General features: G+C 70.7%; 13 protein-coding genes. 2 read left to right on the top strand and 11 right to left on the bottom strand.

The annotated features are described in order from the left end of the window. Nucleotides 1-1,228: S1 family peptidase (locus tag AB0F62_RS30605; RefSeq protein WP_361806403.1), on the bottom strand; the 1,228-nt coding region annotated here is incomplete at its 3' end. A gap of 232 nt (nt 1,229-1,460) precedes the next feature. Here AB0F62_RS30605 and AB0F62_RS30600 point away from each other — a divergent pair. After that, nucleotides 1,461-1,904, top strand: a complete 444-nt coding sequence (locus tag AB0F62_RS30600) for an SRPBCC family protein (RefSeq protein WP_361806400.1) — start codon at nt 1,461-1,463, stop codon at nt 1,902-1,904. Between the two features lie 93 nt (nt 1,905-1,997). Here AB0F62_RS30600 and AB0F62_RS30595 read toward each other — a convergent pair whose 3' ends face one another. The 4 genes from AB0F62_RS30595 to AB0F62_RS30580 form a co-directional block, all read right to left on the bottom strand. Further along, nucleotides 1,998-3,119 (bottom strand): chemotaxis protein, encoded by a 1,122-nt coding sequence (locus tag AB0F62_RS30595; RefSeq protein WP_361806397.1) that lies wholly within the window; start codon nt 3,117-3,119, stop codon nt 1,998-2,000. Nucleotides 3,120-3,234: 115 nt separating this feature from the next. After that, nucleotides 3,235-3,465 (bottom strand): hypothetical protein, encoded by a 231-nt coding sequence (locus AB0F62_RS30590; protein ID WP_361806415.1) that lies wholly within the window; start codon nt 3,463-3,465, stop codon nt 3,235-3,237. Then, nucleotides 3,452-3,718 (bottom strand): DUF6400 family protein, encoded by a 267-nt coding sequence (locus tag AB0F62_RS30585; protein WP_361806394.1) that lies wholly within the window; start codon nt 3,716-3,718, stop codon nt 3,452-3,454. Before AB0F62_RS30585 ends, AB0F62_RS30590 begins: the two co-directional genes overlap by 14 nt. A 159-nt stretch (nt 3,719-3,877) precedes the next feature. Continuing rightward, nucleotides 3,878-4,507 (bottom strand): VanZ family protein, encoded by a 630-nt coding sequence (locus AB0F62_RS30580; RefSeq protein WP_361806391.1) that lies wholly within the window; start codon nt 4,505-4,507, stop codon nt 3,878-3,880. 249 nt (nt 4,508-4,756) lie between these two features. Between AB0F62_RS30580 and AB0F62_RS30575 the strand changes: the two genes are divergently transcribed. Then, nucleotides 4,757-5,722: an amidohydrolase family protein gene (locus AB0F62_RS30575; protein ID WP_361806388.1), complete on the top strand. Its 966-nt coding sequence runs from the start codon at nt 4,757-4,759 to the stop codon at nt 5,720-5,722. On the opposite strand, the gene AB0F62_RS30570 is transcribed toward AB0F62_RS30575, so the two are convergent. From AB0F62_RS30570 to AB0F62_RS30545, 6 genes are all read right to left on the bottom strand, one after another. Further along, nucleotides 5,622-6,818 (bottom strand): PP2C family protein-serine/threonine phosphatase, encoded by a 1,197-nt coding sequence (locus AB0F62_RS30570; protein ID WP_361806385.1) that lies wholly within the window; start codon nt 6,816-6,818, stop codon nt 5,622-5,624. The genes AB0F62_RS30575 and AB0F62_RS30570 overlap by 101 nt on opposite strands. Nucleotides 6,819-6,872: 54 nt before the next feature. Continuing rightward, nucleotides 6,873-7,307, bottom strand: a complete 435-nt coding sequence (locus tag AB0F62_RS30565) for a nuclear transport factor 2 family protein (protein WP_361806382.1) — start codon at nt 7,305-7,307, stop codon at nt 6,873-6,875. A 64-nt stretch (nt 7,308-7,371) separates the two neighbouring features. Then, nucleotides 7,372-7,650, bottom strand: a complete 279-nt coding sequence (locus AB0F62_RS30560) for a DUF6510 family protein (RefSeq protein ID WP_361806379.1) — start codon at nt 7,648-7,650, stop codon at nt 7,372-7,374. A gap of 291 nt (nt 7,651-7,941) precedes the next feature. Next, entirely contained in the window at nt 7,942-8,562 is a 621-nt protein-coding gene (locus AB0F62_RS30555; protein WP_361806376.1) for a hypothetical protein, read from the bottom strand. A gap of 7 nt (nt 8,563-8,569) precedes the next feature. Further along, nucleotides 8,570-9,865, bottom strand: a complete 1,296-nt coding sequence (locus tag AB0F62_RS30550) for an ABC transporter permease (RefSeq protein WP_361806373.1) — start codon at nt 9,863-9,865, stop codon at nt 8,570-8,572. Further along, nucleotides 9,859-10,635 carry an ATP-binding cassette domain-containing protein gene (locus AB0F62_RS30545; RefSeq protein WP_361806370.1) on the bottom strand — a complete coding sequence of 259 codons (777 nt, stop codon included), beginning with the start codon at nt 10,633-10,635 and terminating at the stop codon, nt 9,859-9,861. The genes AB0F62_RS30550 and AB0F62_RS30545 overlap by 7 nt, the downstream gene beginning before the upstream one ends. Nucleotides 10,636-11,041: the final 406 nt, after the last annotated feature.

Below are 11,041 nucleotides of genomic sequence, written 5' to 3'. Positions count from 1 at the left end.
GCCGTCGTAGGGGTCGGCGACGGCCCGCCACGAGCGGTAGATGTCGTGCAGCTCGTCGCGGTCGATGTAGGGGTGCGGGTCGCTGCCCTCCACGATCCGCGGCCGGGGGCAGGCTGACGCCGAGCGTCGCCATCGCCGTGGTCACCGGCTGGAAGAAGGTGATGCCGCCCGCGGTGCAGTCGCCGCTGCCGCCGGAGGTGACCCCGAGCGCGAGGCCCTGCGCGAACAGGGGGCCACCGCTGTCCCCGGGTTCGGCGCACACGGAGGTCTGTATCAGGCCGCTGACCGTTCCCTCGGGGTAGTTGACGGTCGCGTTCAGCCCGGTGACCTGCCCGGAGTGCAGCCCCGAGGTGCTGCCGCTGCGGAAGACCTCCTGGCCCACGAACGGGTCGGCGGCACTGGTGATGCGGACCGCGCGGCCACCGCCGATCTCGACGACGCTGCTGTGGTCCGAGGCGTCGTTCTGGTACTGGACGAGCGAGAAGTCGCCGCCGGGGAAGGATGTCGAGACGGTCGTGCCGACGGGCTTCCTGCCCTGGTTGTCGGCGAACCAACTGGTGCCGGGCGGCCCGCAGTGCCCGGCGGTGAGGATGAAGTCGGTGGTGCCGTTGGTGACGTTGAAGCCCGCGGAGCAGCGGCTGCCCCGGGTCAGGATCGGGGCGGCACCCGCGGTCCTGGTGGTGAAGGCGGCCTCGGTGCGTTCCATGCGCACCTGCCCGCCGATGTCCTGCGCCACCGACCGCAGCCGCGCCCACTCGTCGGCGGAGACCGTGGTGTCGGCGAGCACCACGACCTCGTTGGAGACCGGGTCGACCGACCAGGCCGTGCCGGGCACCCGCGGTGCCTCGCGCAGTTCCCCGGCGGCCGTCTTCAGATCGCGCATGCTGTAGCGGACGACCTTCGCCCGGGCGCCCGTCCTGCCGACCTCCGCCGCGGTGTCCTCGTCGGTGACGGCGACCACCGGACGTCCCTCGCGGTCGACCCAGCTTCCCGCGGTACGGGCGTCTCCGAGCCGTGCCGCGAGGTCTCTGGCGAGGTCCGCCGCGTCCGTCGCGCCCGCCGCGTCCTCCGCGCCGTCCGGGGCGGCCAGCACCCGGCCGCCGTCCCGGGCCTGCGTGCCGCCGGGCGCCGCTCCGAAGGCCTGCGACATCATCACTCCGCCGCAGACGACTCCCGCGACGGCCACGAGCCGCAGCGCGCGCTGCACCTGACGCCGTGTGCGCCTCACCGTGCCCCCTACATCCGCATTCGTACCTGCAGGTCACCGGCATTCGCTGCCGCGGGTCCCGGGGAGGGACCCGGCCTTCCATACGTGCGTGGGCGCCGAAGCGCTCACCGCGCGCGGCAGGGATGCGGAACGTTCGGAGGTGCCGGGCGGGGCGAGGGGGCCTATCGTGGCGAACCGCAGGACGGAACCGGGCCGGCGGAGCCGGCGATCCATCGATCCATCAAGGAGCGACATGGGCGGTCAGTTCGAGGCGGTCGTCGAGGTCGACCGTCCCGTGGCGGAGGTCTTCGCCTTTCTCGCCGACGGGCGCAACGACCCCAAGTTCAGCCCCAGGGTGCAGGAGATCGTGCGCACACCGGACGGCCCGACCGCGGTGGGCACGGTGTTCTCCAGCACCGTGAAGGACGCCGGGATGAAGACCAGCCGGGAGTTCCGGATCACCGAGTTCGACCCGCCCCATCGCGTGCGCTGGACCGAGGAGTCGAAGAACCTGGTGACCGCGGAGGGCGGTTACGACCTGCAGCCGGTCTCCGAGACCACCACCAGGGTACGGATCTTCAACCACCTGGAGGGGCACGGCCTCGGGAAGCTGCTGGTGGGTGTGGCATTGAGCGCCGCGCGCAAGGACGCCCCCGCGTTCGGGCAGCGCATCAAGGCCGCCGTCGAGGCGTCCTGACCGGTCCGCGGCGCTCCCGAGACGGGCCACCCGGGTCCGCCGCCGACAGCGGGCCCGGGTGACGTCCTCGACGCGGCCCGGCGGGGCCGTGGTTCAGTAGCGCAGCACCGCCGCGATGCGGTCGTGCTCGGCGAGGCCGCCCGATGCCACGAAGTACACCTCCGCGCCCTTGTCGAGCGCCGCCTCCACCAGCTCGTCGACGATGTCCTCGCGGACGCCGTTCTCGAAGCCGCCCGCCTCCGTGCCGTCCCCGTCCACCGGGATGAGATGGCCGTCGCTCAGGCGTACCGTGCGCTGGAAGTCCTCCTCGACCGCGATGAGTTCGGCGCGGCCCTCGCGTACGGACTCCCAGACCTCGTCCAGCCCGGCCGCGAAGTTCCTGCGGCTGCGGGCGTCCACCAGTCTGCGGCCGATCCGTTCGGCCTCGCGCCGTGCGAACTCCTCCTGCGCCGGGGCGAGTTCCTGCAGCAGGGTCTGCGCGGGGCCGTTCGTCAGGCCGCCCTTGGGCACGATGGCGACCGCGGCGTCGGCGGCCGTGCCGACCTCCTTGAGCAGGGCGACCGCGTCCGGCAGGCCGACCAGGAACAGCGGGCGGCTGTCGACGGCCAGCAGCGCGGCCAGGGAACTGTCGACGGACCGCAGGAAGCGGCGCGTCTCCTCGTCCCGGAAGGTGCTCGGGTGGTCGCCCACCTGCTCCTGCCGCTCGGGGTCCCACTGCACGGGATCCGGTTCCAGCGGGAAGCCCTGGGCGTTGTGCGGGTGGAGCGACTGGCCGCTGCCGCCCCACAGGGCCGCGCGGTCGCCCGCCACGGTGAGCACCCAGTACGGGCGGGCCCTGGCCTTCGCGGCGACCAGGTTCCGGGTGAGGAAGCTGTCGCTCAGCACCACCCGCTCCGGCACGGCCCGGGGCAGCGTCCAGATCTGGTGGTCCCGCTCCGTGGCGTACATGACGAGCCCGTCCAGCGAGTAGCGCAGGTCGACCTCGGCGGCGGCGGCCTTGAGCTGGGTCTTGATGGCCATCCGGGCCCGGCGGGACGCCTCGGGATCGTGCTCGATCCGGCGTTCGGCCTCGGCGAGCAGATTGCGCAGCCGTACGGCGTCCTGGGCGTTGTCCGGTTCGCGCCGGTGCGTCGGCATGGTGAGCGACACCGCCGGATACGGCCTGGTCGCGCGCAGGTCTCGCAGGGTGCCGGCCGTCAGGGCATCGGTTTCCATGATCGCCTCCCTGAGAGGTCCGCGGTTGCTCCCCGCGGACGGGGGCAGCCCACACCCCGAGCCTCGCACAACAGCCGGACCGCCGCCTGCCGGGGACGACCCGCGGGCGGGGGCCTCAGACCCCGTTGCGGTGCTGCGCGCCGAAGCCCGAGTCCCAGGCCCACATGTGGGTGCAGCCGGGGCACTGCAGGTGCACCACGGGCCCCTTGTTCGACAGCAAGTAGCGCCAGTGATCGGGGCAGTTGCGGCCCGCGGCGCACGTGGCGCACTCCGTGTGGTCCGCACAGCGCGGACAGGGCACCCACGCCCTGCGGCCGGGGTCGGCCGTGGGATCAATCGGAAGCAGCACCGTGATCCTCCCCGGTCTCCTGGCGGGGCGGCAGCACGCCGGCCGCCACGAGCGAGCGGAACACCGCCTCCTGCTCCTCGTCGAGGCCGGAGTACAGCAGCCGGTACGCCGCCTCCTCCTCGTGGAGGACGGCCACGGGGTCCCAGTCGTCGCCGAGGGCGGCGAGGACCTCGGCCCGGCGGCGGGTCTCGTGCTCGGTGAAGTCCATCTCGAACGCGTGCAGGCGGTCCGGGGTGTCGTTGTCGCTCATGTCGCCCGCTCCCGGGGCACTCGGGGATGAATCCAACGTGTGTAACAAAATGTCGTGCTCTGGGGAAAGCTTTTCGGCCCCTGATGTGACGAACCGCATGCCGCTCCGCCGCCGGTCCCCAGGGACCGGCGGCGGAGCGGAGACGCCCTCCGGCACCGCTCAGGAGCGCCGGGCGGCCTTGCGCCGGAACGCCCCGAAGGACATGACGGACCTGCGCGGCGCGGCCTGCGCGGCCTTGGTCCCCTTCGCGGTCCTGCCGCCCTTCGAGCCGTCCGCGGGCTTTCCGCTCCCGCGGGCGCCGAGCGCCTTCCCGACCCGTGCCGCCCTTGTCCCGCCCTTCGCCTTCGCGGCCGCCGCGGGAGCGGGAGCCGCCGGGCGCACGGCGTGCACGGCCCGGCCCAGGCGGCGCCCGAAGAACAGATAGCCGAGCAGTGCGCCCGTGGTGTTCATGATCACGTCATCGACGTCGAAGGCGCGGCCCTGCACCACCGCCCCCTGCGCCAACTCGACCAGGATCATCACCAGGCCGGCCGTCACCACCACGCGCAGCGCGCCGCGGGCCTTCGGCGCCAGTACCGGGAGCAGCACGCCGAAGGGCATGCCCAGCAGTACGTTCCCACCGACCTGCCGCACGGCACCCGCCACCGTGTACCGCTCGTAGTACTGGCGCAGCGAGGCGCCGGGGTGCAGATTCGCGTGGGCGAGCCCCTCCGAGGCGTACGACGGCACCAGGGTCGCTCGGGCCAGTACCGCCCCGAACGCCACCATCGCCACGAACGCAAGGGCCACCGCCACCCATCGGACGACGACGGCCAGTGGTGACCGCCGCCCCTCTCCCGATGCCTCCGACGTACGCCCGCGTACCGCCAACCGCGCCACGGACTTCCCCCTCCTCTGGTCTGTGTACCGGTCTCGGCCCCCGTGTCACAGTCCGGATACCCCGAGTGCCCTCCGGAATGCCGGGATGCCGGGATGCCGGGATGCCGGGATGCCGGGTGCCGGGTGGCCGTCGTTCCCGGCCGAGCGGAGTCTGGAGGTGTGGGGTGGACCGATGTGCACGCGCACCTGTGGACCGAGGGCTACCTGGGGTTCCTGGAGTCCCACGGCCGGGACGACACCGCGACCCAGCGCGGACTCGGTGCCGGTGACGGCCCTCGGGAACTCGACGCCCGATTCGCCGCGAACGACGCGGCGGGCATCGGCCACCAGATCCTGTCGGTCTCCCCGCAGGGCCCGTACTTCCCCGGGCGCGGACCCGCCGTCGCGGCCGCCCGCCGTGCCAACGACGACTACGCCGCCGTCGTCGCCGCCCATCCGGACCGGTTCTCCGCCTTCGCCGCCCTGCCCCTGCCGCACCTGGACGCCGCCCTGGAGGAGCTCGCGCGTGCCCTGGACGAACTCGGCATGGCCGGTGTCGCCGTCACCACGGACGTCCTGGGCCGAAGCCTGGGCGACCCCGCCTACACCCCGCTGTTCGAAGAGCTGGACCGGCGCGGTTCCGTGCTGTCGCTCCACCCCTCGGGCCACGACGCCGGGTCGCCGCTCATCGCCGACGGCGGGATGCGGTGGATGGTCGGCGCACCCGTGGAGGACACGATCTGCGCCGTGCACCTGATCCTCGCCGGCGTTCCCCGCCGCTTCCCCCGCCTGCGGATCGTCAACGCGCACCTCGGCGGGGCCCTGCCGATGCTCCCCGCGCGCGCCGACGACCACTGCCCCTGGGAGGCGCCCGGCATCGAGGAGCGGCCCAGTGCCGCCGTGCGCCGCATGTGGTACGACACCGTGGCCCACGGCCATGTCCCGGCGCTGCGTGCCGCGGCCGCCACCTACGGCGCCGACCGGTTGCTGCTCGGCACCGACTTCCCCTACCAGAGCGGGGGACAGCTGCTGCGCGCCGTGTCGTTCATCCGGGAGGCCCTGCCTGCTGCGGAGGCGCGGGCGGTGCTGACGGCGGGCGAGGGCCTGCTCGGCCGGTCGCCGGAACCAGGTCGGGCGCCCGGCTGATCGCCAGTACGGCGGCGTCGTCCCCGAGACAGCCGCCCGCGTGGTCGAGGAGATCGGTGCACAGACTCTCCACCAGCGCGGTGGGGTCGTCCGCCGGCTGCCCGGCGAGCCGCCGGGCCAGGGGGTAGAACGCCCCGGTCCCGTCGCGTGCCTCGACGACCCCGTCGGTGTACAGCAGCAGGGTGTCACCCGGCGCGAAGGGAAAGGTGCCGACGGTGAGCCCGCCGTCGGCGAGCTGGGTCAGTCCCAGCGGCGGCGCGGGAACGGGGATCTCCAGCGGAGTCACCCGGCCGTCGCTGAGCCGCAGCGGCGGGGGATGACCGCAGGTGACCAGGCGGACCACAGGTTCGTCGTCGGGGATGTCGGCGACGACGGCGGTGACGAAGGACTCGGCCTCCTCCGCGGGCCGGATCTCCGCGCCGGGGTCCGTGAGCTCGGAGGAGATCGCCTGCTCCAGCCAGGCGACCAGGGCGGGCAGTTCCGCCTGCCGGTGCGCGACGGCGCGGAAGGCGCCCAGCGTCAGGGCGGCCTCGTTCACCGCCTCCAGGCCCTTGCCGCGAACGTCCCCCACGATCAGCCGGGTGCCGGTGTCCGTGCGCACGGCCGCGTACAGGTCACCGCCGATCTGGGCCTCCGCCTCCGCGGCGAGGTAGACCGACGCGGTGCGCAGCGGGCCGATGCGCCGGGGGATCGGCCGCAGCAGCACCCGCTGGGCGGTCTCGGCCACCGAGCGCAGCCGGGTCACCTGCCGCTGGTGCTTCAGGCGCAGGTGCGCGAAGAAGGTCGCCAGCACCGACATCAGGGCCAGCGTGGCGATCTGCGCCGAGTGGTTGAGATCCAGGGGCGTCGTGCGCATGGCCGCCACGACGACCTGCGCGGCCACCGCGACCCCGCCCACGATCGCGGTCGTGCGGACCCCCGCGAACGAGGCGGTGATCGCGGGCGCGGCGACCAGGAACGGACCGAGGTGGACATCGGGCGGTGCCATGACGTCGACGCCGGTGACCACCAGGATCAGCACGAGCATGGCGGCCACCAGCAGGTTTCCGAGTCGCCACGACCGCCCCCACCGTGCCAGGCGCCGCGCAACCTCCATGACTCTTGGATACACCCGTCCCCCTGGCCCCGCCCGCCCGTACGGCGGCCGGCGTCAGGTGCGCCACTTCTCCCGGACCAGCACTTCCCGGATGCGCCAGCCCGCGCCGGTGTGCCCCAGGGTGAAGGTGTAGCGGCCGCCGCAGACGAAGTTGGGGGTGACGGGACCCGCTTCCTCGTCGCCCAGCCGCATGGGGTTGACGTAGTCGGCGTGTGCGACCGCCGCCGGCGGGTCGAGGACGATCCGGCGGTTGACGATCAGGTGCTGGCGCACGGGGAACAGGCGCATCGTCGAGGCGAGCCACTCGGCCATCTCGGCGGCGGGCCCGGCGATGCCGCCCGCGGAACCGTAGTCGGCCCGGCCGTCAGGGGCGAAGAGCGCGACATACGCCTTCCAGTCGCCGTCGTCGACGGCCGCCGCGTAGCCGCTGATCAGCTCGTCGACGGCTAGCCGGTCCAGCAGGGTCTGCCACTCCACTCGCGTCGTCATCGGCACAGTGTTGGACACGCGGCGCGAAGAGCCAAGACACGTGCGGCGATCGACCGCGCGGGCGTCACTCCGGCAGGGGGATGCGCATGCTCACCGAACCGCGCAGATCCAGCCACACGGCCGACGGGCCGCGGACCAGCCGCAGCATGACGGCGTCGCAGCCGGGACACCGCGCCACCAGCCCGGGGGCGTGGTCGTAGACGCGCAGGGCGGCGATCGGCCCGGTGTGCCCGCAGGCGGCGCAACGGCCCTCGGCGGCCGTCATCTCCACGGCGAAGATCTCCCGGAGCGGTCCGGCCAGCGCATTGCCGTCGGTGTACGCGTCCGTGCCCTGTGTACTCATCTCAGCCTCCCGTCGGCCCGGCGGCACCGGCGTCCAACCACCCTACGCAGCGGCGGCGCGCCCCGCCCGGCGCGGAGGCCGGCGGGGCGGCCGGTGGCCGGTGAGCGGTCAGGGGCGTACGCGGCGGTGCCGTCCGGGAGAGCGGGCCGGGCCGGGAACACCCGTGGCCCACGGGTGGCCGCACAGGCCAAGGTGAAGCCACCGAGGGGGCGTGGCTCAGCCCGGCCGGAGCACCGGACTCCCAATCCCTGCTCGTCAGACATCACTCATGAGAAGGCCCATATTCCGACATTATGCGGCTGTTGCCCTCGCTGGCGGCTTTCTCCTGCGGAGGAAGACTTTCGTTCGCCAGGGAGTTGCCGCGGTCGCAGCGATTCCGACGCATAGGCCGACTGCGGCAACGGTCCAACTGAAAAGGTCAGTGGCCGGGTTGGTCGTCCAATCCCACCAGTTGAGGGGGTACCAGATCACAAAGAGGGCCGAAGCGAGGGGGATGACCCAGCCGAGTTGCTGTCCCAACAACCTCACAGATAGCAGGGCCAGGCCGAGCCAGATCAAGACGGAGCGGACGAAGACGATTCCGGACTCCGGCCCGACGGCGAGCGCCTCAGCACCGAAGGAGAAGCCACAAGCCATCAGTGTCAGTGCGGTGCAGTATGCGCCGCGAAATCGGTGCATCGTGGATGCGCCGATTTCTTCATGCGTCGACATCGTTCCGTCGAGGGCGGCGGTGAGGAAGACGGCCGACAGAAGCGGAAGCTCTTGCCGGTAAGGCACGCCTGTGGTGAGTCCGCCGCTACCAATGGAGGGCAGTGAGATATGGGCGCCACCGAAAAACGCTGACAGAAGGGCAACAACCGCCGTGCCGGAAAGGATAGCTCCGCCCCGGTGGACTCTCGCATAGCGGAGCATGTCAGTACTATTCATCAGGCGTACACCAGGAAGCCTCACGCAGAAGATGGCTACGCTCCTGCGCGACCCAATCCTGCTGCTCAGCCGACGGCATCCGCGTAGCCTTGGTTGCCTCACGCTGGGCAGCGAAGGCCCCGTCGTTATGGAGCCCCTTGTCGGCGACGACCGGGTCCTGGCCCATGGCCTGATATTCGAGCCATAGGTGAATGTTGTCGAATGCCTGCCACGCCCGACGCTCCTTGTGAGGCGGGCCGCATCGGCCGAACGATGCAGTGAACACCTGGTGGGCCATGGCAATCGCTGCGGCGCGCACATGCCCTTCGGTGATGTCGAACCCTCGGTCTCCCCGCTCCGTTCGCTGCAGCCCATACTCGTTGAACTCGTCGGGTACTTTGATCCAGGGCAGAGTGGGCTGACCAAGGCGGCGAGCCATTCGGGTAAGTTCTGGCAGGTACTTTTGGTGCTCGGGCCAGACGCACACTCGTGGGGCACTCTCATCGACACGGTCACACAGCGGCGCAGCCGCCGAAGCCGGACGCTCAACGCGCAATTCGCCGGCGGCCGGAATCGCGGCCAGAGCGGTAAGGGAGCAGACTACCGACCCGACGGCAACAGCGTGTATGTGGCGTGGCAGTTTCCGACGGGGCATCTGGCGCTCAACCTTCCTCCTCAGCGGCGGCGCCGTAACTGCCAGCACCGCGAGGGCGAGAGCCAAAAGTAGACGAATGGCCACCGGCAGCGGGCGAATGTAGGTATCCGGAGGCCCCGCAAGGACATTGAATTTGAACGGAAGGGCCAGCATGCTGACGAAGCAGCCCAGTGCGCAGACTATGGGTGTGAATGCAACCGAAGGCCACCATCGACCGGCCAGATGCCCCACGGACGAGAAGATGATCAGGGTCGAGGCCCCCAGCAGCAGGTAGGACGGCCACAAAAAGCCCGGTCCCGCATCCTCAAGCGAGACGGCTGCGGCGGTCAGGCACCCGATCCCATACGCAAGGAATCCGAGCGTGAGGGTGGCGGCCAGCCTCGTGGCCTCGATCCTCCAGTCCGGCCGGGCGGCTGCGAGTAGGAATTCGGGCATCCCCGCTCGGGAGGCGCGTCCGGCCTGCCAGGCGGAAACACCGGCGAGAACAGGCCCCAAAAAGAGCGTGACGATCTGCGCCGCCACGCTCGCCTCGGGCCACACACCGATCCAGTACCGGGACCGTCCGAAGAGCACCAGCAGGTCCACGGCGATCATCACGGGGAAGGCGGTAAGGAGGGGGGAGCATCGCAGCTCGATACGGTATGCGTTCAGCATGTGGCTTCCTCGGCTGGCCCGCGGTTACCCAGAACCGTCATGTAGCCACGCTCCAGGGGGGTGTCTCCCGGAGCTGTCGGCGTGGCCAGTTCTACTAGTTGCTGTGGCGTACCGCTGTGGACCACCTGGCCGTCGCTGAGCACGAGCACGGTGTCACAGGCAGCGCTTACGTCCTCCACCAGGTGCGTACTGAGCACAATGGCAGCTCCCGCGCGGGCGAGGGAACGAATGAGGTCACGAAAGTCGAGGCGCTGCGCAGGGTCAAGGCCGACAGTGGGCTCATCGAGCAGAAGCAAGGAAGGAGAACCGACGATGGCTGCAGCGATCCCTGCGCGGCGGAGCATGCCACCGGACAGCGACCTCATCCGGTCGCGGGCCCTGTCAGTCAGCCCGACGGCAGCCAGCGCCTCCTCGGTCGCCGACTCGGCCTCCTTGGATGGAACCTCACGCAACCAGGCACAGTAACGAACGAAATCGGCGATGGAGAACCCCGGGTAGTAGCCGAAGTCCTGAGGTAGGTAGCCAATTCGACGGCGGACTTGCCGGACGTCGCGTTCGCTGGTGACGGGCTTGCCGAACAACTCCAGTCCCCCGCCCTGCGGTGGCGTGATCGTGGCGAGGGTACGGAACAGCGTAGTCTTTCCTGCTCCGTTGGGACCCAACAATCCGGTGACACCTGGCTGGATGGAAAGGTTGAGATCCTCGATGATGCGCCGGGCCCCATACCCCTGCGTGAGGGCCGTCAATCGGGCGACGGGAACAATCGTCATAAATGGAATTCCCCGAAATATGGGGTGGGCCCGCCGGAACGGCGGGCCCACCACACACTGGCAATCTGCTGATGCACTTGAGTTTTGTTGATCTTGAACGTGCACTCATAGGTGTCGTACTTGCCTACGCAGCCCTTGCTCAAGGTATCGTAATGTTGCGTGTCAATCTCGACATTGCAGTCGTAAGTCGTGAAGTAGCCGCAACCCCAAAGAGATAACCGTTGCACTCTGACAGTAGCCGTGACCGGACGTGCTGTACCAGTACCCCCGGCAACCTTCGTGCCACGAGCTCTCGTTGGAGGCACTCGACATCGGAGCTGCGAGGCCGGTAGCCGTAGCCGCCAAAGCCATAACGACAGCACCCTTCGCGGCCTTGGCGCCCATCATTCGAGCCATAAAAGAACCC

Source organism: Streptomyces sp. NPDC026673, from assembly GCF_040638135.1.
Taxonomy (GTDB): Bacteria; Actinomycetota; Actinomycetes; order Streptomycetales; family Streptomycetaceae; genus Actinacidiphila.
The sequence above is the reverse complement of the archived record's forward strand: the minus strand, read 5'-3'. Positions and strand labels throughout refer to the sequence as shown.